The organism is Acinetobacter genomosp. 15BJ, assembly GCF_000400715.1.
Lineage (GTDB): Bacteria > Pseudomonadota > Gammaproteobacteria > Pseudomonadales > Moraxellaceae > Acinetobacter.
Map to the genome: position 1 here is coordinate 468,450 of NZ_KE007346.1, position 21,395 is coordinate 489,844.

A 21,395-nucleotide genomic window follows, 5' to 3' on the forward strand; every position below is an offset into this window, starting at 1 on the left:
GTTATTGATTATATGAATAATGTTCATTCAAAATTTACATAAACTTGCTTTTATTTGTTGATTTTGTAAACAAAAATAGGCTTATCTAAAGCCTCAAGGTTGATGCGAATGAGTCGAAATTTACAGCCTTTATCTATTATTTATAATCAAAAATCAGGCTTTCATGCCACGCAGCAAGATGATGAATATGAACGCCTCATGACGTATTGGACGCAATATGGGTTTGAAATTCAGGTTTTTGAATTAAATCAGCAGGTTAATTTTGATGAAATGATGCAGGCTGTATTTGCTCGGCATCAACAGGCAGATTCACGTGGTGTGGTTGTTGCCGCTGGGGGAGATGGAACGCTGAATGCCGTTGCAAAGAAGTTGATTCATACCGATATTCCGATGGGAATTATACCGCTGGGTACGTTTAATTATGTCGCACGAGCGTTGAATATCCCGATTGATGTTGCACAAGCGGCAGAAGTAATTGCAACAGGTAAGATACAGGCAGTACACGTTGCGGGAATAAATGATCAAATTTATCTCAACAATGCCAGTTTAGGGCTGTATCCTTTATTTATAAAAAAACGTGAATTATACAATCAGCGACTTGGGCGTTTTCCTTTAAATGCCTATACATCGGGTTTGGATGTGTTACTACGGGAATCTAAATCTTTAAAGTTGGCAGTGACTGTGGATGGTCAAAAGTATCCAGTGGCTACACCGTTGATTTTTTTTGGCAATAATCAATTACAGCTCAGCGATATGAAATTAAGAATTGCCGAATGTGCTGTCAATGGAAAGCTTGCAGGGGTCGTAGTCGCTAAAAGTGATCGTCTCAGTCTATTAAAAATGTTATGGAAGTTGATTCAGGGAAAAATTGATCAGGCTTCCGATGTGTATTCATTTTGTGCCGAACATATACAGGTCGATTGTAAAAAGCCAAAATTAACAGTTGCGGTAGATGGAGAGCTTATGGAGATGCAAACTCCATTAAAATTTTCAGTGAAAAAGTCAGCGTTAAAAGTGATGGTTCCGAATGTTATTACACCTGTCTGATCTGCATTTTGGAACGGAACGTGGCGTTTGTATTGAAGCAATCAAGCAATTTTGCCAGCAACATCGTCCTGAAGCTGTGATCGTGAGTGGTGATCTGACCCAACGCGCGCGCTTTAAGCAGTTTTATGCATGTCGACAATTTCTAGATGCGCTTAATCTTCCTTATCTGGTGGTACCAGGCAATCACGATATTCCGCTGTATCATGTCTGGAATCGCTTCTTTTCTCCTTTTGTTCGTTATCAGGCATTCTTTGGGCGTTTGGAAACAACGCTGGAAACGGAGCATTTTTATATTGTTGGGATGAATAGTATTCGTCGGCGATATCATACAAGAGGGCATATTTCTCTTGAGCAAATTCATGAGGCTTATGAGCAGTTAAAAAAAGCGCCATCTAATAAAATCAAACTGGTGGTTTTTCATCAGCCCTTTTATACCTTTCCAAATGAGCATGGTGATAAAGATTGTCCTGTGCTAGGGAAAATCGCTTTAGAGCGTTGGGGCGAAACAGGGTTGTTTGGTTTATTGCACGGACATTTACATAAAGTCGCTGTACATGATTTAAATCAAATTTTTCAATTGGGATTTGATCATCCAATCTTTGATATCCATGCAGGCACAGCGGTTTCAAACAGATTACGCTTTGGGTTAACCAATAGTTTTAATGTAATTTCGGATGATGGCAAGATTGAACATTATTGGTTTGATGAACATGAAAATACATTTAAGGCCTCCTTGCTTTAGTTGGTCAAATAGTTCGTAAGAGAAGTTTCTTAGGTTAAAATAAAAGAATAGTTTTTCTTTTCTTAATAATTGATTTTATTTATTTTTTTGTTTGAAAGTTTTTTTCTTTTAAAATATATTCAATATTCTTAAGTTTTAAGAAAATAAAAATTAATTTAATAAATGGTGGGGAAATGAAAACAATACGAAGACAGTATGATGTCTTAGGTCAATCTCAGGAGCCAAAGGATCATACGACATCTGAAATTTTTAATTTGAATAAGGGAACTTTTTCTGATTACACAACAAATCAAGCCAAGAACAGCGTTTTATTTTATAAAGATAAAGAATCTATTGTAAATGTTGAACGAGATAATGAAAGGTTATTTAATTTAATCCCTAAAGTGAGAGCTGAAAATAATTTAACTAGCATTACAAAGATTCATGATGTAGATCAATTTTTTAGTTTTTTAAATGAATCGCTATATAAGGTCGTATCAAAGGTTCATAATTTTTTAGATGTTCACTTTTTAAAAGCATTAGATGATTTATCTATTGATCAATTTAAGGGGAGTGATGTTGATAATATTTACTATGTCAATCATCCTTCTGATTTTGTACAAGAGTATAGTATTCAATATTATGAAGTCTTCGATAAGGTCTGGGTTGATAACAGCTATTATGAGTCACAATGGGTTGAAAGTGGTTATGAACGTGAAAATTTGATTGTTGACGGACATAATGGATCTGTTTGGGTTGAAAGCGGATATTATGATCAGATAGAGGTGGTTGAAGGGTATACAGAACAGGTTTTAGTTGAGCAAGGTCATTTTGAAACACAAAAAATTTATAAAGACCAAGTAGGGGTGATTTATGTCGATGATCATTCACCGACCAGCGACTATTATAAATATTTGACACAATACTATGATGCAAAAACAAAGGTTTGGCAGGCTGGATATGAGCTAACCTTGGCTGAATCAAAAAATGTTTGGGTTGATACCAGTTATTATGAGTCACAATGGGTTGAGACCAATCATTATCAAAAAACAATCTGGGTGGATACAAGTCACTACGAAGATCAATGGGTCGATACAAGCCATTATGAAAAGGAATGGATTGATACGAGTGGCTATGAAAATATTTTAATAAGCAGTGGTTATTGGGAAAATCAACTAATCGAATCTGGTTACCGAGATGTAGACTTTGGTGGGCATGATAAGGTTTTGAGTTCTGTAAGTTATAGTCTGATGGGGAATTATGACTGGGTAAATGACCCAGAAAGTATAGAAAGACATTTAGAATGCGGGCGTTATATTGAAGATCTTGAGCTAGTTGGTAGTGCAAATATCAATGCCACAGGTAATGGATTGGATAATGTGATTACTGGAAATGTTGGAAACAATATTCTGGACGGCCGTGGTGGTCATGATAACTATATTGGGGGTGCTGGTTCAGATACGGTGATTTATAACATATTGAATTATAGTGATGGACTTGTTGATCGATGGCAAGATTTTCATGTCGGTAATGTCTGGACAGATTTGCAAGCAGACAAAATTGATCTTAGTCAATTATTGACGGATTATACTGGGGATGGCTCGACTGCATCTCTGGAAAAATTCATTCATGTCAATCAAGAAGGCGAAAATACTATTGTAAGTATTGATCGAGATGGTGAAGCGTCTGCTGAGAACAGTGTTCAGTTAGTGCTACTCAACAATGTCAATACAACATTGAGTGAATTATTGGGCAATCACCAAATTATTTTTTAAACGTTTTTTATAAAAATCTAAGAGCTGTCAATGACAGCTCTTTTTCTTGGCTGTAGACAATTTGTTCAATCAAAATCAGTTTGAAGAAAAAATACTAAAAAAGTCGAGTTTTTTTTAATTCTCCCCTTGAAGCTATTTTTTTTAACCCCACAAAAGTGGCATATCAAAATTTTATGTATTGCCATGAATTGGCGATACGAATTAATCAAAAAGACTAAGTCTGATGGAGTTAACTATGAGCAACATTCGTCCATTACATGATCGTGTTGTGATTCGTCGCGTAGAAGAAGAAACTAAAACGGCTGGTGGTATTTTACTTCCAGGTTCTGCTGCTGAAAAACCATCTCAAGGTGAAGTAATTGCAGTAGGTAATGGTCAAATCACTGACAATGGTGTTCGCGCTTTAGACGTTAAAGTTGGCGATAAAGTATTGTTCGGTACTTATGCAGGTACAACAGTAAAAGTAAGCGGTGAAGAGCTCTTGATCATGAAAGAGTCAGATATCTTAGCTGTACTTGAAGGCTAATCGATACATAACTCACAAATTAATCAGATACAGTATTTAAAAAGATTCGGAGTTTCACATGTCAGCTAAAGACGTAAAATTTGGTGATTCAGCTCGCTCAAAAATGATTGCAGGCGTAAACACTCTTGCAGATGCAGTAAAAGTTACTTTAGGCCCTAAAGGCCGTAACGTTGTCATCGACCGTTCTTTCGGTGCACCGCACATCACTAAAGATGGTGTAACCGTTGCGAAAGAAATTTCTTTAAAAGACAAGTTTGAAAACATGGGTGCTCAACTTGTTCGCGAAGTTTCTTCTAAAACAAATGACATCGCGGGTGACGGTACAACAACTGCAACTGTACTTGCTCAAGCAATCTTAAATGAAGGGATCAAATCTGTAACTGCAGGTATGAACCCAATGGATTTAAAACGTGGTATCGACATCGCAGTGAAAACTGTTGTTGAAAATATCCGTACCAATGCAAAACCTGCTGATGATTTCAAAGCAATTGAACAAGTAGGTTCAATCTCTGCGAACTCTGATACAACTGTTGGTAAACTTATCGCTCAAGCGATGGAAAAAGTAGGTAAAGAAGGTGTTATTACTGTAGAAGAAGGTTCTGGTTTCGAAGACGCATTAGACGTTGTAGAAGGTATGCAGTTCGACCGTGGTTATATCTCTCCATACTTCGCGAACAAGCAAGATACCTTAACTGCTGAACTTGAAAATCCGTTCATCCTTCTTGTTGATAAAAAAATCGGCAATATCCGTGAATTGATCGCTGTATTAGAAGCTGTTGCTAAAACGGGTAAACCACTTCTTATTATCGCTGAAGATGTTGAAGGCGAAGCGCTTGCAACACTTGTTGTGAACAATATGCGCGGTATTATCAAAGTATGTGCAGTTAAAGCACCTGGTTTTGGTGACCGTCGTAAAGCAATGCTTCAAGACATCGCGATCTTGACTGGCGCGACTGTGATTTCTGAAGAAGTAGGCATGTCTTTAGAGCAAGCTTCTCTTCAAGATCTAGGTACTGCACACAAAATCACTGTATCTAAAGAAAATACAGTCATTGTTGATGGTGCTGGTAATGCTGCACAAATCGCTGAACGTGTTCAACAGATCCGTGCGCAAATCGAAGAATCTACTTCTGAATACGACAAAGAAAAACTTCAAGAACGTGTTGCTAAATTAGCTGGCGGTGTTGCAGTTATTAAAATTGGTGCAGCAACTGAAGTTGAAATGAAAGAGAAGAAAGATCGTGTTGACGATGCTCTTCACGCAACTCGTGCGGCAGTAGAAGAAGGTGTTGTTGCAGGTGGTGGTGTTGCACTGGTACGTGCTGTAAACGTCTTGGATGGCTTAAAAGGCGCGAACGAAGATCAAACTGCAGGTATCAACATTTTACGTCGTGCGATTGAAGCGCCACTTCGTCAAATCGTTTCAAACGCAGGTGATGAGCCTTCAGTTGTAATCAATGCAGTTAAAGCGGGTGAAGGTAACTTCGGTTATAACGCTGCAACTGGTGAATATGGCGATATGTTAGAGATGGGTATTCTTGACCCTGCTAAAGTAACGCGTTCTGCACTTGAACATGCAGCTTCTGTTGCTGGTTTGATGTTGACGACTGAATGTATGATTACTGATATCCCAGAAGATAAACCAGCTGGTCCAGATATGGGCGGTATGGGTGGTATGGGCGGCATGATGTAAACTGCTCATATATAGTTTAAATTATTATAATTTAAGCTATAAATTTTTAACTTACTCACGATGTTACTCACATTTGAGTTTGTTACAAAAAGGTCGCAAATTTTATTTGTGACCTTTTTAATTCATGGATCACTATTAATTCGATCATATAGTTGACCTGAATTAATTACAAAATCAGATGTGTTTGGAGTCGTTGGAGGATCTTATTGATCAGAGAGAGTAGGGAATCATTTGCATCTACAGCATTAACTGATATCGCTAATAATTGGTCTAGGAATAGAGAAAAGATGGAAAAGAAAAAGCGGAGAAAAAATAATGGAGTCTTATGAGTTAACGAAATATGATCATTTTATAAATCCTGCTTTTATTAAGGTTGTAAAGGGTGAACTTATTTTTTTAATTTTTTCACTGGTCTGTTTGTGGATACTGATACCTGCGGTTTTTGATTCTGATCGATGGGTTGTAATGGTTTTTAATTTTAATATTTCATTGTATTATCTTTATCCTGTTTTTGTTGGGTTTCTCTGTTTATTATATGTATTTGGAAGGGTTTTTAAATATTATAGTCGTACTGTATTTCATTTTTATTTTAAAGGTAATTTTCTGGTGCTTAATATCTTTGAGTTTAAAAGCGTTCAGTTTAGTGAATTTAATTTTGTTTTAGACAAGTATAGTATTGGACACTGGAATGGCTTTAAGAAAGAATATTTTAATTGTGTAGGGATTGAAGGTAATAAAAAAATATATCTCCTTCCTATTGCTGATGATAAACAAGATGAGCTTGTAAAGCTTTTGCTTGATCATGGTGGGAAGCAACTATAATTTTGAAGATGACAAGAGTAGTGATAGGAGTAATATATGTTTGATCAATTGAATACGATTCAGGTTATAAGTATTTTTGTTACGCCTATCATTATTATCTTAGGAGTATTTTTGCTCCAAAATCATTAAGACGACCTTTGTCGATTGGGCTTATTATATTATTAACAACTTATTTTATTCGATTGTTTTAATGTAAATTAACTTACTAGTAAGTATTGCTTTTTTAAATTTATTTAAAAAATAAAAAAACTATAATAAAGTCACAGGTTAATAGAGTGGTTTGTGGTTTTGTAGTTATATTGGCAGTTGCACTGCGAGGGTAACTTTTTATTTTATTTTTTTGATTTGTGCTTATTTCTGGTGGTTTTTTGCAGGCGAAATTACTTATACGCCAACTAAATGAATATTCGTTGTACCAAATCGACGTATTTACCTGTTTGTTGTACAGAGTGCTCGATCCAGTTTAACTTGATAAATTCAGAGAAATTTGAGAGGGATGTATTTGTTTGTTGAAACGTGAAATCTAAACTCATAAAAAATGAGCGTATTTATGTACACTCATTTTTACTACATTTTTTTAAGTTTTAGCCTTAACTGTTTAGCATTACTGCATATGCAGGGTTTTTTTTATTGACCATTTTGGGGATTTAACGAAATAAAATAATCATCCAGGTAAAAAAGATAATTGCCAAAGAAACAAATTGCGCAGCACTGCCCATATCTTTTGCATTCTTAGATAGCGGATTCTTTTCTAGCGAAACGCGGTCCACTACAGCTTCAATGGCCGAATTAAACAGCTCTACAATAATCGCCAATAAACAGACAGCAACCATAAGTGCCTGTTCAACGGCTGACACATGTACAAAGAAGCTCATCGGGATCAAGATCACATTCAGTAATAGGATTTGTCGGAAGGCAGCTTCATGACTAAAAGCGGCTTTAAATCCTGCGATTGAATAGCCTGTGGCATTTAAAATCCGCTTAATGCCACTTTTGCCTTTATAGGGAGAGTATTGCGTCATTACGATCGAGGAATGAGAGAAAGGCTTATTATAAGAGCAAAGATGTTGCAGTAAATTGGCAATATGTCGCATGCGTGTAGCATGAGCCGCAGCTTTCTGCCATTAATCTCTATAAAGCTTGCATTTATAAATTGTCAATTTGTGCTGTGCTAAGGATAATAAGCACAGAATTATTGAAGGAAAGCGCTGCATGAAAATTATCGCAGATGAAAATTTGGCATTTACCGATTATTTCTTTGCGGAATTTGCAGAAATACAGCACCGAGCAGGGCGTACCTTAACCCATGCGGATGTACAGGATGCCGATGCACTTTTAGTTCGCTCTGTGACTAAAGTGAACCATGCCTTAATTGATCAGAGTAAAATTAAGTTTGTAGGCAGTGCCACCATTGGAACAGACCACCTTGATATCCAAGCCTTAGAGCAACAACATATTACGTGGAGTAATGCTGCAGGTTGTAATGCACAAGCAGTCGCAGAATATGTGATTACCGCGTTACTGTATTTAGATATCAATCTTTTGGAAAAAAATAAAGCCTTCACTTTAGCCATTGTTGGTTTAGGGAATGTCGGTAGTCGTCTTGCCGTGATGGCACAATTGCTTGGTTGGAATGTAATTGGCTATGATCCTTATGTGCAATTAGGCGGTATTGAAAATGTCTCTTTTGACGAGCTGTTAAAACGTGCCGATGCCATTTCAATTCATGTGCCTTTAACCTTATCGGGTGATTTCCCGACGCAGCATTTATTTGATGCAGCTGCTTTGACTGCTATGAAACCCTCTGCTGTTTTAATCAATAGTGCGCGTGGACCTGTGATTGAACAGGCTGCATTAATGGTAGATATTTTGGATACTAAACGTCAAGTCGTTCTCGATGTATTTGAGTTTGAACCAGAAATTTCTGAGCAACTGTTGGATTTATTGGCCTTAGCAACGCCACATATTGCGGGTTATAGTCTGGAAGGGAAGGCCAGAGGCACACAGATGATCTATCAAGCTTTTTGCGATAAATTCTCTTATGAAGCCTCGAAGCATTTTGAGAGTCAATTGCCTCAGGTGGAACAATATTTCTGGCAGCAGGATTTAAAAGCTACGCTGAAACAACATCTGACTCAGATTTATGATATTGCTGCCGATGATCAGCAACTCCGTGCTTGTGTACAAGCGGGCAAGGTTGAGCAAACAGCATTTGATCTACTCCGAAAAAATTATCCTTTACGCCGTGAGTGGGCTGCCCACGGTGGACCAAAAGCATGAGTCAAGCAATGAAAACTTACCAACCGACCTGTTCAATTGATGCCTTAAAAGCGCGTGCAGAGATGTACAGCAAGATTCGTCAGTTCTTTGTTCAGCGGCAAGTACTTGAGGTTGAAACCCCGATTTTATCGCAGGCAGGTGTGACTGATGTACATTTGGCTTCTGTTCAAGTACAGCGTCATATTCACGGCAAATTAAATACCCAGTATTTACAGACCTCTCCTGAATTTCCAATGAAACGTTTATTGGCTAGTGGCAGTGGGGCAATCTATCAAATTTGCAAAGTCTTCCGTGATGATGAGCATGGGCGTAAGCACAACAGTGAATTTACGATGTTGGAATGGTATCGACCGGGATTAGACTTAAAGGGCTTGATGCATGAGACTGCGGATCTGCTAGAAACCTGTCTGGTGCATCGTTTTGGTGACATTCGTCCAGTTGTTCTCAGTTATAAGCATGCTTTTCAGGATCGTTTGGATATTAATCCTTTGCAAGCGACGGTGAAACAACTCAAAGATACAGCCAATCGTGTTGGGCTTAATCTTGATTTGGGTGATGATCGTCTAGCGTATATGGACTTATTATTTTCGCATTTTGTCGAGCCTAGTCTGGGCTTCGATGCACCTGTATTTTTGACCGATTTCCCACCTGAAATGGCATCATTGGCAAAAGTGAAACAGGATGAAGATGGTGAATCCGTTGCAGCTCGTTTTGAGGTGTATATCGAAGGTTTAGAGCTGGCCAATGCCTATGATGAGTTATTAGATGCTGAGGTTTTAGCATCACGTTTTGAGGCGGATAATGCTGAACGTGCGAAGCAGGGCTTAGCAGTGATTCCAACTGATCAGTATTTATTGGCAGCTTTACCCCATATGCCTGAATGTTCTGGTATTGCTTTGGGTATTGATCGTTTACTCATGGTTGCCATGAATCAACTCAAAATTGATCAGGTCATTGCATTCCCAGCAGAGATTGCCTAGGGCTTTTATTTTCAGTCTTTACAGAAGTTGCATTAATAGCTGCATCAACTCACTTTGGCGATGTGTTCGGGTTTTTTTGAAAATTGATTGCAGATGCTTTTTCACAGTATCCGCTTGAATTTCATGTGAAAGAGCAATTTCTTTGGTGGTTTTTCCTTCCAGAAGTTGCTCACATATTTTATGTTCTACAGGAGTGAACATAAAAAGTTGGGTGCAGATGTCTTTCTGATATTTAGGTTTTTGTTTGAGTCCAGAAAAGGTGGCAAGTAAGACTGGACGAAGGCCAAAAATCTTATGGGTTTTTTCTGGGCTGAGTAAATCTAGCGTTAAGAATAAATGTTGATCGAGTAGCATGATCTTTGAACTTTCATGACTCGAATGTTCAGAATTGTTTTTATAATGACGCTCCAATTCAATCAGATTCTGGTCAAATTGTTGCTGATGTTGTTCATTAAAAATAAAACGACGCTGTTTGATTTGAATCTGTTGGTGATCTTGTAATAATTGCTGAGCTTCGGAATTGATCTCTAAAATATCCCCATTGAGATTAATAATGGCAATGGGTTGGTTCATTTTTTGAATTAACTGTGACCCGAGTAAGGTCATGGTGGAGTATTCAAAATGATGACGATATTGTTGAATTTTTTGTTGTACGATCGGCAAAATTTCATAAATTGGCTGGAGTTCGGTACAACTTAAAGCACCCCGATCAGGGCTGGTCAGAAAGGCCAATAATACACAGACTTTTTGATCATAAATAATTTGAATGGCTGAACAAAAACGTAGATCTAAAGGCTGTAAAACACGTTGATAGACTTGGGTGTGGGTAATTTCCTGTTCATGAAAATGTTGTGCACAATGCATCCAGCCCATCATTGGTGCGATGAGCATTTTCTTTAAACGAGGATCGTCATCAATATCTAAACGAATTTGAGTGAGAGCCGCTTGTTCGAGCTGATGTGCATCAAAATTGACGCCGTGGTGAACACTAAATGAAAGCGCTTGAACTTCGAGATCAACGGCCAAAAGTTGTGAGGCTTGAATATTAAAATAATGATTTAATTGCTCTAGAAAAATAATCCAATCATCAGCATGCTGAACTTTATTCAAGATGTCCATGACAGGGCGATGCTGAGTTAAATTCATCTAAAAACCCCATTAAAAGAATAGAATAAATTTCCATATAGTTTATATGGGTTTTAGATAAATGAAATTACTAAATGAAAAAAATGTGACTTGTTATGCAATGAACTGACGAAATAGGTGTTTTGGGTTAAACCATTTTAAGGGGAGACTAAACATGAATATGCCTAAACTGGATAGCAGTCTAGGCATATTGGAATTCAACAGCGTCCTTTTTTAGCTTGCCCAGATGGGCAAAAATCACCATGACCCTCATGATGATTATCTGGATCAATAACCACACTGCCATGAGGAGGATGTACTGCACCGGCGGATAAACCGAAGGTCAGTAACGTACTGAAGCAGAGCAATATTATTTTCATCATTGCATCCTATCGTTATTACTTTCACTTTAAAACGATCAATATGTTTCGGCTAGCGAGATGATGCTGGTTTTTTAACAGAGATTGGTATCATTCGGCTGTGCGTAAAACAGTTCTAAATCCGACATGGGTTGCTGCCAAATCAAATTCTTGTGGATAGCGGCTACTGTTTCGGTAACGGGCACAAAAATTGGAGGCACATAGAAAAGAACCGCCTTTAAGCACATATTGCGTTGCGGTGCTATTTTTTTGGCGCAGCTCTGCATAATTGCCCATGTGCTGATCATGTGCACCCTGATAAACAGAGGACGTCCATTCCCAGACATTGCCAATCATATCGAACAGCTTAAAGGCATTGGCAGGGTAACAGCCAACAGGCGCTACGTTTTCAAAATGATCTTCAACGCTATTGTTGAAAGGAAATTCGCCCTGCCAATAATTGGCTTGTGGATGTTGATGGGCATCTTGTGGTGCTTGATGTAAAGGGGTATCGGTTTTCGAACCTGCTTTGGCGGCATATTCCCATTCTTGCTCTGTTGGTAAATCCCGACCCAACCAAACGGCATAATGTTCTGCATCATTTTTGGTGACATAGCGAACTGGCTCAGAAGGAAGAGGGGCTTGACCTGCTATACCATTGGGTTTTTTCCATGTGTAATCTGCTTTCAGTTGCCACCATTGTTTGGGGTTGTTCGCATCAGGCGAAAATACCGCCGCCTGCTTTTGTTTTTCTGCATCGGTGATATAGCCGGTTGCTTTGACAAAACTGGAGAATTGGGCAACCGTCACCTCGGTTTGATCAATCCAAAAACTTGCTACTTGGCGTTGTGCTTGACCAAAATTCAATTCATCAGGATAGGCTAAGTTTGAACCCAGTTGAAATGAACCTTTGGGAATCTGGACCATGCCCGCGGTTTTACTCTTTTGCCATGCTTCAGGTAAGCCTGAATACTGTTGGCATTGAGACAACGAGCCCAGTTGTAGCACTGAGCTACTTTGCATAGGCACGTGACTGTTAGGATCAGGCTTCGCTTTGCTACAGCCTGTCACGAGGGACAGGCTGCTGATTGAAACTAAAAAGCAAATCCACTTCATTTGCGGAAATATTCCTGAACGCCATTTTGTTGAGTATATTTGTTATAGACATCGACAAGTTCTTGTAACTTGGCAGGATTATCTTGCGCTAAATTCTGAGTTTCACCGCGATCATTCTTGAGGTTATATAATTCCCAAGTACCTGTGCCAAGTTCTGATTTGCCTTGTAATGCAATTTTCCAGTCGCCTTGGCGTGCATATTTACTGCCATGCAGTTCATCTGCAAAACTAAAGTTAACTGGGCGAATGGCTTGCGCTTTATTGTCGAGCACAGGTTTCCAAGAATAGCCGCTTGGCGTATTGATTTGACGACCTTTGTATTGACCTTGTGGGACGGCAATATTGGCATAGTCGAGCACGGTTGGGAACACATCCAATACTGAGGCAAAACCATGATGCGTGGCTTGGGCTTTGCTTTGATAAGGGAGTTTCACAATTGCCGGTGCGGTGGTTGCACCTTCACCCGCAGTATCTTTCCAGAGGTGGAAAGGTGCAGCGCTGACTTCTGCCCAACGTGGTCCAACATAGTGATAAGAGCTTGATGTCCCCACGTTATTAACGCCGTTATCAAAACCTGCTTCGGCACCGTAATTGCCACGAATAAAGCCTTCTGCGCCATTATCTGAGACAAAGAAGATTAAGGTATTGTCATATAAATTATTGCGTTTTAAATATTGAATCACTCGACCAATATTGGCATCCAGATTTTCGACCATGCCTGCATAGATTTCCATTCTGCGTGCTTCCAGCGCTTTTTGCTCGGTCGAAAGCTCATTCCATTTACCATATTTTTGCGGTGCATTTTGTGTGGTGATTGGTTCAGCTGCTTTAAAGTTTGCTGGAATTAATCCGAGTTGTTTTTGGCGGGCTATGCGTGCATCACGAATCACATCATAGCCAGCATCATAAACACCACGATAACGGTCACGATATTCAGCTGGTGCTTGTAAGGGCCAATGCGGTGCGGTGTAAGCGGCATAGGCAAAGAATGGCTTGCCTGAGCTTTTACCTGACTCGAGATAACTGATCAATTTGTCTGTGAAGTAATTGGTAGAGAAGAAATCATCGGGTAAGGATGAAATCGGAACTGGTTTACCATCTTCGGTATAAGTGGCATTACGCTTATAGGCAGCCGGTGCTTGTTTGAAATGTAGGTCTAAGCCCTGTAATAGCGTAAATGAATGATCAAAACCTTTGGCATGTGCGTTGGTTGCATCGGTTAAACCTAAGTGCCATTTACCACTGATATAAGTTCGGTAACCGTTGTCTTTGAGGACTTCGGCAATGGAGAGTGAACGTTCATTCAAATAGCCCTCATAACCGGGTTGCCCTTTTAGATGCTCAGGTGTGAGTTCAGCCATTGCACCAATCCCCGCTAAATGATGATCAGTCCCCGAAATCAATTGTGAGCGTGTTGGCGAGCAGGTTGGCGCAGTATGATAATCCGTTAAAATGCGACCTGCTCGGGTCAATTCATCAATATTCGGGGTGTGAATTTCTCCACCAAAAGCACCTAAGTCTGAATAGCCTAAGTCATCTGCCATGATGAATAAAATGTTGGGTTGTTTCTTGGTTTCAACCACGGTGTTTGAATCATCAGAATCATTATTGCTGCAAGCTGAAATTGAAAGGCTAAATAATGCAATTGAAAGCGTGCTCAGGAGGCTGTTACGAGACATGAGAATTGACTTAATTTTATAGAAGAATTAGGGTGAGTTTAGAGAGATGATTTTTATGATAAAAATAATTAAAATTTGATTGTTAATCTAAAAAAAAGAAAAGCCCCAATGCAGGGGCTTATTTCTAAGATGATTTAAAATGGGATTTTGGTGAGTTGATTCAAGAAATGTGGAACAACCCTTGGCTCCAAGATGATGGTCACTACCACGCCATAGGCAGCACCCCAGAGATGCGCACTATGATTGATATTGCTATTGCCGCGTTTACCTGACCAGATGCTATAGGCCACATATAAAATGGCAAAAATAATCGCAGGGACAGGAATAAAGAATACGAAGATCAAGTTCCATGGCTGGAACAGGATATAGGCAAACAGTACCGCTGAAACTGCACCAGAAGCACCTAAGCTCGCCCATCGTGCATCATGACGATGTTTCAGATAGCTCGGTAAAATGGCTACAATCAGTCCGCCCAAATAGAACAAAACAAAGCCCATGTCATAGAAAAACTGACGATAGAAGCTTTCGATAATATTGCCGAAGAAAAACAGCGTGATCATATTGAACAATAGATGCGTGCCATCGGCATGAATGAAACCATGCGTGATAAAACGGTCATATTGCCCACGTTGCATTGCAGGAGGCCAAAAGATCAAACGGTTCATCACCGCCTGATTGGAGAAGGCCAATAAGGAGATTGCAACAGTAATAATGATCAGAGTCACAGTGTGACCAAAGGGTAGATGTAACATATAGGTTTTAAATTGATCAGTGTCTAAGCAATAATGCCATTAAAAACTTAATAAACAATGTTCTTGCATAGAATTCCTACAAAAATGGTTGATTTTTTTTTATTACCCTCCATCTTCGGTTAATATAACGACATCAGCTTGAGGATTATTGTTATGTCGACTGAGAACACCAACACTGCTGTCGCAGAAGAAATTCCAAACCTTTTAATTACTCCATCTGCACAAGAGTATTTAGGTGATTTATTAGCAAAGCAAAATACCCCAGGAATTGGCGTTCGTGTTTTTGTAGAGCATCCAGGTACTCCACGTGCTGAATGTTGTATGGCATATAGCGCACCTGAAGAAGTGGTGCCGACAGACTATAAACAGGATTATCCTAATTTTCCTGCTTATGTTGATGCACCTTCAATTCCGTATTTGGTTGACGCCGTAATTGACTACAACAAAGATCGTTTTGGTGGTCAATTAACCTTCCGTGCACCAAACTCGAAAGTACCGCGTGTCGGCCCAGATGCTTCAATTGAAGAACGTATTACCTATGTACTGCAATCTGAAATTAATCCAGGTCTAGAAGGACATGGCGGTAATTGTAGTTTGGTAGAAGTAAATAATGATCCAGAACACGGTCTGACTGCTGTGTTGAAATTTGGTGGTGGTTGCCAAGGTTGTTCTGCGATTGATGTTACCTTGAAGCAAGGTGTAGAAACCACTTTAAGACAGCATGTGCCTGAATTACAACGTGTAGTGGATCAAACTGATCATACGCAAGCAGAAGGCGCTTATTTTAAATAATCGCTGGAAATTTACTGTATTTTTTAAAAGCCCTTTCGAGGGCTTTTTTTATTGTTTAATCAAAACTGAGATGATTTTTCTTTATTCTATAAATAGATGTATGCAAAACAAAGTGAATTTATAAATAATAATAATTATCATTTTTATTGAGTTTTATTTGTTTTTTGTTAGAATTCTCATGAATTTTTAAGCAAATCTTAAGATTTTTTCTGAATCAGGTGGGAATATGTCCAATACAATAGTACGTCAATCACTACTCACAATTTCTGTGTTGAGCGGTATGATGACCGTTGCACATGCAGCAGAAACTCAAACGAATAAAGATGCAGTGCAATTAGACAAGATTGTTGTGACTGCAAGCGGCTTTGAACAAGATATTAAAAAAGCGGCAGCCTCGATTTCGGTACTGACACAAGAACAAATCAATAAAAAAGCTTATCGTGATGTGACTGATGCACTTAAAGACGTGCCAGGGGTTGTTGTAACAGGTGGGGGCAGTTCAAGCGATATTAGCATCCGTGGTATGGGCAGTGCTTATACCGTAATTATGGTTGATGGTAAAAAAGTAAATACCCGCTCTGTACGACCAAATAGTGATAATTCGGGGATTGAGCAGGGTTGGTTGCCAAATATTGGCGCGATCGAACGTATTGAAGTCATCCGTGGCCCAATGTCTGGTTTATATGGCTCAGACGCGATGGGTGGTGTGATTAATATCATTACCAAGAAAAATGTTACTGAGTGGACTGGATCAATCAAGCTTGATACCACATTACAGGAAAATTCTGACTCAGGTAATCAATACCAAACTAATGCGTATATTGCAGGTCCTTTGATCGCCAATCTCTTGTCTTTTAAAGCTAATGGCTTGTATTCACAGCGTGATGAAGATGAAATTTATGGTGGCTATAGCAAGCAAAAAATTCGTGCGGGTGGGGCTGCATTTAGCCTGACACCGAACGATGATCACACCATCGATTTAGAATATCAACGTTCAATTCAAAATCGAGATGCAACGGTTGGAAAGAGCATTTCTCCAGTACAAACTGGACGAAACAAACCTGCTAATTCGCTTACTGATTATTATCGTACTGAATATAGCTTAACCCATCGTGGCAAGATTGGTGCTGTAGAGACGCACTCATATATTCAACGTGAGGAAAATGAAAATCCATCACGTAATATGGAAGCGACGAACACCACTTTTAATACCATCAATAAAATTAATTTTGATCGTCATAGCTTGAGCTTTGGTGGTATGTATTTAAAAGAAGAATTAGATGATAAAGGCAACCAGTTAAGCGTGGGTGGGGCGAAACCTGTTTCAAACCTTGATCGTTACAGTTGGGCATTATTTGCTGAAAATGCTTGGAACATTGTGGATGATTTCACTTTAACCACATCACTTCGTTTAGATAAAGATGAAAAGTTTGGCGACCACTGGAGCCCGAAGGTTTATGGTGTTTGGGGTTTAAATGACAACTGGGTGATCAAAGGCGGTGTGTCTACAGGTTATAAAACTCCAGCACTGCGTGCCACAGTCGCAGAGTGGGGTCAAGCAACGGGTGGTGGTCAGAGTAAAGGGGTGATTGTGGGGAACCCTGATCTAAAACCTGAAAAAAGTGTGAACTATGAAGTTTCTTTCAACTGGGATAATTTGGATAACTTGACTGCTGGATTAACGCTGTTTAATAGTGAGTTTAAGGACAAAATTACAGAAGTGAGAACCTGCCAAGGTGAAAATGTTGGTGCCTTAGAATGTGATTGGTTGGGTGAGAAGTTCGACTTTGTTAGCTTACGTGAGAACGTTGATAAGGCTAGTATGCGTGGTGCGGAAGCAACCTTTGGTTGGAAAGTACTCCCTAATGTGAATTTGAGTGCGAACTATACCTTTACGGATACAGAACAAAAGAGTGGCGTGAATAAAGGCAAACCTTTAAATGAAATGCCAAAGCACATGTTTAACACCACAGCAGACTGGGAGATTAATGATCAGTTCTCAAGTTGGGGACGAGTTAACTATCGTAGTAAAACCTCTGATTACTTGAGCCGTACTGCGATGGCGAAAGGTAAACCTGCGTATACCATGGTGGATGTAGGCGTAAACTATAAGCCAACACAAAATATCGCTGTTGCAGCGGGGATCTATAACTTATTTGATAAAGAGATTGATACAGCAACCTATAATTATGTATTAGATGGTCGCCGTTACAATCTTGGCGTGACGTATAGCTTCTAAATGACAATAAGGAAAGGATAGGGCAGCAAATGCCTTATCCTTGTTTATTTAAGATTTGATTGACTGCTTCAGAATAATAAAACTTCTCTAAATACGCGCGTGCGCGTTGTCTTAAATAACCTGTCTGGATGACTTGCTGTAAAACAGGGCTGAGTAAATGGCTCAGTTCATTTTCAATTAAGGCTTCATCGATATTCAGATCACGTAATAAAAGGTCAAAAGTTCGCTCCTGATTACGGGCATACCATGCATAGACACCATCATGCACTTGTTGTTTGAGATAAGGTGTTTGACGGATATGTTCCCAAATTTCATGTCCCATGCCCACTGTTTTAGGCAAATCTTGTACTTCGACATAATTACGCAAAACCGATAAAGGCATAAGTTTAATTTTATGCCAAAGGTTGGCCTGAAAATGGTAAAGCTTGTCATCATTAAAATGCTGATTTAAGACTTTTTCACTCATTTGACTGATTTTTAAAATATTCTTTTGCAGGTAATGTCCAATTGTTTCATTTAGATTGGAATCAGTCACTGATTCTAAAACCGATTTACCCATTTTCATAAAATGTCCAACACCTGGAACACGTTTAGACATCATAGAGTTATCTAAATAATCTTGAATAGAATGTTGAATCAATTGGGTAATCAATGCAGAAAAGGCGGGGTTGTTCACCACTGTTCTGATCAAACGCTGCCGATGTCCACTCTTGCTCGCCACATACTGGGCGATTGAATCGATGGTCAGTACAGGGATAACATCTTCAATGGTGGTTTGATCATTGATGGGGTGAATCAAGGCAAAGCGAATATGTTCCGCAATTTGTTCGACTAAGAATGCACTGGCAGGTGTAGCTAAAATTTGTTTTTCGATAAGCTCAAAGATTTGTTCAAATGACCAAATATGCTGTAGCTGTTGTAAACGCAACCAATGATAGAACTGCTTAAACTCAAGTTGAATGGTTTCTGCGTGTGCAAACTCAGCGTCAAGAAAATCAAGTTGAGCATCAATCAGTTGTTCTATCATGGGTTGTTTAGACATAAAATCTCAAATTATTAATCAAATTTATGGTGATGGTGCAGTTGCAGGTTTTTGTGCCTGAATCTTGCTTAAAAATGGTAAATATTGCTGAACCACCAATTGATCTGCTTCCAAGATTGGCATATGTCCAACATTATCCAAGATCACAGGTGTTTGCGCATTTTTCATCAGTGATTTTAACTCAGGTGCAACTTCAACATTGATAATTTTATCTTGTTTGCCCCATAAAATGAGCGTTGGTGCATCAATTGATCGCGCAAGTAAAGCAAATGAATCTGGTGTATATAATTTATTGAGAGCAATGATTTGATCGACCATCTTTTGAGTTTGCTCAACTTGGCCAATCATCATTTTCTCTTGGGCTTGAGCAATTTCCTTTGGAATAAATGGTGGTGTGTACATGGCTTGTTGCATTAAGAAATTAAAGTCACCTTTCTTGCTCACAATCATGTTTTTCAATTGATTTGGATCTTTTAGGTAAGGGGTAGTGGCAGACTTATAAACACCAGCTGCATCAATCAAGAACAAACTTTTGGTTTCAAATGGATATTGACCTGCATACAGCATTGCAATTGAGCCACCCAATGAATGACCTGCAACATGCGCTGGTCCTGTGAGATTAGCCGCTTCGACAAAACGACGCAATTTTTCTGTCACGTTTGGAACTGAATAATCAAAGTCTTTCGGAACGTGTGTTTCTCCGCTGGCTGGAAGATCTGGAATAACCACATGATAATTTGCTGTGAGCGCACGTGCGACACGGTTCCAGTTGTCGCGACTTCCTGCTAAACCATGTATCAAAATGACGATAGGTTTTCCTGCTTGTCCACCTTCACTATATGACCATGTGATATCACCCACTTTTAAAGTCTTTGTTTGCAGCCCAGCCCATGCACGCTCTTGTTGCAGAACATTCTGAAAGCTCATCTCAATTTCCGCAGCTTGCGTCGTGCTCATCGCAACTGTTGTGAAACTACATGCAAGTAATGCGGCGGTTAAGGTCTTACGAAAGGGGAAGGAAAATCGATTTCTCATGTTCATTGTTCTGTCCTTGATTTATTTTTAAACACTATTGATTATTAGGGAAGACGCTAGAGGAGTCATTTGCATAATTTACAGATGTATGGAAATTCTTGCCAATGAAATCATCAATTTTCTACGATTTTCTCAATGAAAAGAGTGCGAGTTTGAGTGAGAGTTTCTGTTTTTGTCAGTGACTTTCAAACAGGTGCACATTAAACTGTTTGCCTAGCTCAATCACAAATGGATACACGCATGCTCACCGCACAAGAAGCATTAGAACGTTTAAAAGCTGGTAATGCCCGTTTTGTAAAAGGAGAAGCAGTTCAACAAAAATTGTTGTCTCACCAAGAACGTGCCGAGATGGCAAGTGATCAAAATCCTTTTGCAATTGTTTTAGGTTGTTCTGATTCACGTGTACCTGCAGAAATGGTGTTTGACCAAGGTTTGGGTGACTTGTTCGTGATTCGTGTTGCAGGAAATATTGTTGCACCTTCACAGGTTGGAAGTGTTGAGTTCGCTGCAGAGCGTTATGATTGTGCAGTTGTGGTAGTACTTGGTCATAGTCATTGTGGTGCGATTCAGGCCACGATTGATACTTTGATGCATCCTGATCACCCGCCTTCATCGAATTTAATGTCGATCGTGAACCGTGTTCGCCCTTCGGTTGAAATTTTGATGCAAACTGAATTGAAAAATGATTTGAAAAAGCTTTCTGCGCATGCAGTTCGTTCAAATGTATTTGCTTCAGTGAATCAACTTCGTCATGGTTCTGCCGTGCTGGAAAGCCTGATTGAAAAAGGTAAAATGATTGTGGTTGGGGCAGAATATTCGCTTGAAACGGGTGAAGTAACTTTTTTTGATTTTTAAAGCAGATGGCGAGTTGAGAAACTCGCCATTATTTTATCATTAATGCTTTATATCCATCGTTGATAAAATTTGGATGTTTCAATTAAAGAGCAGCTTTACTATGAATATTATGCCGATATCTGAATCACAATTATCAGATTGGCTAGCATTAAGAAGCTTACTCTGGCCTGATCATGAAGATGCGCATTTATTGGAAATGCGCCAGCTACTTAAACAAACCGATACTTTACAGTTATTGGTGTATTCGGAAACGCAACTTGCGATAGCAATGTTGGAAGCATCGATCCGACATGAATATGTGAATGGTACACAAACCTCACCCGTGGCTTTTCTTGAAGGGATTTATGTATTGCCTGAATATCGACGTTCAGGCATTGCGACCCAGTTGGTTCAGTGCGTAGAGGAATGGGCGAAACAATTTGCATGTACAGAGTTCGCTTCAGATGCAGCGCTTGAAAATACGATCAGTCATGCAATGCATCGGGCTTTGGGTTTTCATGAAACTGAACGCGTGGTGTACTTTAAGAAAAATATCGGCTAAGCAGTTTTAGCTATTC

20 protein-coding genes are annotated in these 21,395 nt (G+C 39.2%); 12 read left to right on the plus strand and 8 right to left on the minus strand.

Translation table 11 applies throughout. The annotated features are described in order from the left end of the window. Positions 1 to 108: 108 nt before the first annotated feature. The 6 genes from F896_RS14490 (at position 109) to F896_RS14465 (ending at position 6,584) form a co-directional block, all read left to right on the plus strand. The gene (locus F896_RS14490) at positions 109 to 1,047 is read left to right on the plus strand and encodes a diacylglycerol/lipid kinase family protein (RefSeq protein ID WP_016162886.1); all 939 of its coding nucleotides are present in this window, start codon (positions 109 to 111) and stop codon (positions 1,045 to 1,047) included. Then, positions 1,028 to 1,789 carry a metallophosphoesterase family protein gene (locus F896_RS14485; RefSeq protein WP_016162887.1) on the plus strand — a complete coding sequence of 254 codons (762 nt, stop codon included), beginning with the start codon at positions 1,028 to 1,030 and terminating at the stop codon, positions 1,787 to 1,789. Before F896_RS14490 ends, F896_RS14485 begins: the two co-directional genes overlap by 20 nt. Positions 1,790 to 1,962: 173 nt before the next feature. After that, positions 1,963 to 3,543: a type I secretion C-terminal target domain-containing protein gene (locus F896_RS14480; RefSeq protein ID WP_016162888.1), complete on the plus strand. Its 1,581-nt coding sequence runs from the start codon at positions 1,963 to 1,965 to the stop codon at positions 3,541 to 3,543. A gap of 235 nt (positions 3,544 to 3,778) precedes the next feature. Then, a complete protein-coding gene (locus tag F896_RS14475) occupies positions 3,779 to 4,069 on the plus strand; it encodes a co-chaperone GroES (protein ID WP_004652030.1) in 291 nt (96 codons plus the stop codon). A 58-nt stretch (positions 4,070 to 4,127) separates the two neighbouring features. Continuing rightward, complete coding sequence (gene groL / locus F896_RS14470; protein WP_004801460.1) at positions 4,128 to 5,762, plus strand: chaperonin GroEL; 1,635 nt, start codon at positions 4,128 to 4,130, stop codon at positions 5,760 to 5,762. Between the two features lie 315 nt (positions 5,763 to 6,077). After that, a complete protein-coding gene (locus F896_RS14465) occupies positions 6,078 to 6,584 on the plus strand; it encodes a hypothetical protein (protein ID WP_016162889.1) in 507 nt (168 codons plus the stop codon). Between the two features lie 647 nt (positions 6,585 to 7,231). Here the strand turns inward: F896_RS14465 and F896_RS14460 are convergent. Further along, positions 7,232 to 7,606 (minus strand): diacylglycerol kinase, encoded by a 375-nt coding sequence (locus F896_RS14460; RefSeq protein WP_016162891.1) that lies wholly within the window; start codon positions 7,604 to 7,606, stop codon positions 7,232 to 7,234. A gap of 190 nt (positions 7,607 to 7,796) precedes the next feature. On the opposite strand from F896_RS14460, the gene F896_RS14455 reads away from it, so the two are divergent. Next, complete coding sequence (locus F896_RS14455; protein WP_016162892.1) at positions 7,797 to 8,864, plus strand: 4-phosphoerythronate dehydrogenase; 1,068 nt, start codon at positions 7,797 to 7,799, stop codon at positions 8,862 to 8,864. After that, complete coding sequence (epmA, locus tag F896_RS14450; RefSeq protein ID WP_016162893.1) at positions 8,861 to 9,844, plus strand: EF-P lysine aminoacylase EpmA; 984 nt, start codon at positions 8,861 to 8,863, stop codon at positions 9,842 to 9,844. The genes F896_RS14455 and epmA overlap by 4 nt, the downstream gene beginning before the upstream one ends. Positions 9,845 to 9,862: 18 nt before the next feature. On the opposite strand, the gene F896_RS14445 is transcribed toward epmA, so the two are convergent. The 5 genes from F896_RS14445 to F896_RS14425 all read right to left on the minus strand — a co-directional run bounded on the left by F896_RS14445 (position 9,863) and on the right by F896_RS14425 (position 14,875). Next, positions 9,863 to 10,990 (minus strand): helix-turn-helix transcriptional regulator, encoded by a 1,128-nt coding sequence (locus tag F896_RS14445; RefSeq protein ID WP_016162894.1) that lies wholly within the window; start codon positions 10,988 to 10,990, stop codon positions 9,863 to 9,865. A gap of 197 nt (positions 10,991 to 11,187) precedes the next feature. Continuing rightward, a complete protein-coding gene (locus F896_RS21000) occupies positions 11,188 to 11,349 on the minus strand; it encodes a hypothetical protein (protein WP_016162895.1) in 162 nt (53 codons plus the stop codon). Positions 11,350 to 11,439: 90 nt separating this feature from the next. Beyond that, positions 11,440 to 12,444: an SUMF1/EgtB/PvdO family nonheme iron enzyme gene (locus tag F896_RS14435; RefSeq protein ID WP_016162896.1), complete on the minus strand. Its 1,005-nt coding sequence runs from the start codon at positions 12,442 to 12,444 to the stop codon at positions 11,440 to 11,442. Beyond that, complete coding sequence (locus F896_RS14430; protein ID WP_016162897.1) at positions 12,441 to 14,123, minus strand: arylsulfatase; 1,683 nt, start codon at positions 14,121 to 14,123, stop codon at positions 12,441 to 12,443. Before F896_RS14430 ends, F896_RS14435 begins: the two co-directional genes overlap by 4 nt. 134 nt (positions 14,124 to 14,257) lie before the next feature. Beyond that, on the minus strand, positions 14,258 to 14,875 hold the full coding sequence (locus F896_RS14425) for a rhomboid family intramembrane serine protease (protein WP_005145015.1): 618 nt from the start codon (positions 14,873 to 14,875) through the stop codon (positions 14,258 to 14,260). A gap of 153 nt (positions 14,876 to 15,028) precedes the next feature. Here F896_RS14425 and nfuA point away from each other — a divergent pair, with 153 nt between their 5' ends. Together nfuA and F896_RS14415 are read left to right on the plus strand one after the other, a co-directional pair. Beyond that, on the plus strand, positions 15,029 to 15,667 hold the full coding sequence (nfuA, locus tag F896_RS14420; RefSeq protein WP_004652044.1) for a Fe-S biogenesis protein NfuA: 639 nt from the start codon (positions 15,029 to 15,031) through the stop codon (positions 15,665 to 15,667). 226 nt (positions 15,668 to 15,893) lie between these two features. After that, positions 15,894 to 17,906 (plus strand): ligand-gated channel protein, encoded by a 2,013-nt coding sequence (locus F896_RS14415; protein ID WP_016162898.1) that lies wholly within the window; start codon positions 15,894 to 15,896, stop codon positions 17,904 to 17,906. Positions 17,907 to 17,940: 34 nt separating this feature from the next. On the opposite strand, the gene F896_RS14410 is transcribed toward F896_RS14415, so the two are convergent. Together F896_RS14410 and F896_RS14405 are read right to left on the minus strand one after the other, a co-directional pair. Beyond that, positions 17,941 to 18,948 carry a hypothetical protein gene (locus F896_RS14410; RefSeq protein ID WP_016162899.1) on the minus strand — a complete coding sequence of 336 codons (1,008 nt, stop codon included), beginning with the start codon at positions 18,946 to 18,948 and terminating at the stop codon, positions 17,941 to 17,943. A gap of 24 nt (positions 18,949 to 18,972) precedes the next feature. Then, on the minus strand, positions 18,973 to 19,989 hold the full coding sequence (locus F896_RS14405; protein WP_016162900.1) for an alpha/beta fold hydrolase: 1,017 nt from the start codon (positions 19,987 to 19,989) through the stop codon (positions 18,973 to 18,975). A gap of 234 nt (positions 19,990 to 20,223) precedes the next feature. Between F896_RS14405 and F896_RS14400 the strand changes: the two genes are divergently transcribed. Continuing rightward, on the plus strand, positions 20,224 to 20,838 hold the full coding sequence (locus F896_RS14400; protein ID WP_005145019.1) for a carbonic anhydrase: 615 nt from the start codon (positions 20,224 to 20,226) through the stop codon (positions 20,836 to 20,838). Between the two features lie 100 nt (positions 20,839 to 20,938). Beyond that, a complete protein-coding gene (gene aac(6')-I / locus F896_RS14395) occupies positions 20,939 to 21,379 on the plus strand; it encodes an AAC(6')-Ighjkrstuvwx family aminoglycoside N-acetyltransferase (RefSeq protein WP_016162901.1) in 441 nt (146 codons plus the stop codon). The last annotated feature ends 16 nt before the right edge of the window (positions 21,380 to 21,395 follow it).

Bases quoted from the DNA above. Each gene is read 5' to 3' on its own strand.
- F896_RS14490 (WP_016162886.1), top strand. From the start codon at position 109: ATGAGTCGAAATTTACAGCCTTTATCTATTATTTATAATCAAAAATCA.
- F896_RS14485 (WP_016162887.1), top strand. From the start codon at position 1,028: ATGTTATTACACCTGTCTGATCTGCATTTTGGAACGGAACGTGGCGTT.
- F896_RS14480 (WP_016162888.1), top strand. From the start codon at position 1,963: ATGAAAACAATACGAAGACAGTATGATGTCTTAGGTCAATCTCAGGAG.
- F896_RS14475 (WP_004652030.1), top strand. From the start codon at position 3,779: ATGAGCAACATTCGTCCATTACATGATCGTGTTGTGATTCGTCGCGTA.
- groL (WP_004801460.1), top strand. From the start codon at position 4,128: ATGTCAGCTAAAGACGTAAAATTTGGTGATTCAGCTCGCTCAAAAATG.
- F896_RS14465 (WP_016162889.1), top strand. From the start codon at position 6,078: ATGGAGTCTTATGAGTTAACGAAATATGATCATTTTATAAATCCTGCT.
- F896_RS14460 (WP_016162891.1), bottom strand. From the start codon at position 7,606: ATGACGCAATACTCTCCCTATAAAGGCAAAAGTGGCATTAAGCGGATT.
- F896_RS14455 (WP_016162892.1), top strand. From the start codon at position 7,797: ATGAAAATTATCGCAGATGAAAATTTGGCATTTACCGATTATTTCTTT.
- epmA (WP_016162893.1), top strand. From the start codon at position 8,861: ATGAGTCAAGCAATGAAAACTTACCAACCGACCTGTTCAATTGATGCC.
- F896_RS14445 (WP_016162894.1), bottom strand. From the start codon at position 10,990: ATGAATTTAACTCAGCATCGCCCTGTCATGGACATCTTGAATAAAGTT.
- F896_RS21000 (WP_016162895.1), bottom strand. From the start codon at position 11,349: ATGAAAATAATATTGCTCTGCTTCAGTACGTTACTGACCTTCGGTTTA.
- F896_RS14435 (WP_016162896.1), bottom strand. From the start codon at position 12,444: ATGAAGTGGATTTGCTTTTTAGTTTCAATCAGCAGCCTGTCCCTCGTG.
- F896_RS14430 (WP_016162897.1), bottom strand. From the start codon at position 14,123: ATGTCTCGTAACAGCCTCCTGAGCACGCTTTCAATTGCATTATTTAGC.
- F896_RS14425 (WP_005145015.1), bottom strand. From the start codon at position 14,875: ATGTTACATCTACCCTTTGGTCACACTGTGACTCTGATCATTATTACT.
- nfuA (WP_004652044.1), top strand. From the start codon at position 15,029: ATGTCGACTGAGAACACCAACACTGCTGTCGCAGAAGAAATTCCAAAC.
- F896_RS14415 (WP_016162898.1), top strand. From the start codon at position 15,894: ATGTCCAATACAATAGTACGTCAATCACTACTCACAATTTCTGTGTTG.
- F896_RS14410 (WP_016162899.1), bottom strand. From the start codon at position 18,948: ATGTCTAAACAACCCATGATAGAACAACTGATTGATGCTCAACTTGAT.
- F896_RS14405 (WP_016162900.1), bottom strand. From the start codon at position 19,989: ATGAACATGAGAAATCGATTTTCCTTCCCCTTTCGTAAGACCTTAACC.
- F896_RS14400 (WP_005145019.1), top strand. From the start codon at position 20,224: ATGCTCACCGCACAAGAAGCATTAGAACGTTTAAAAGCTGGTAATGCC.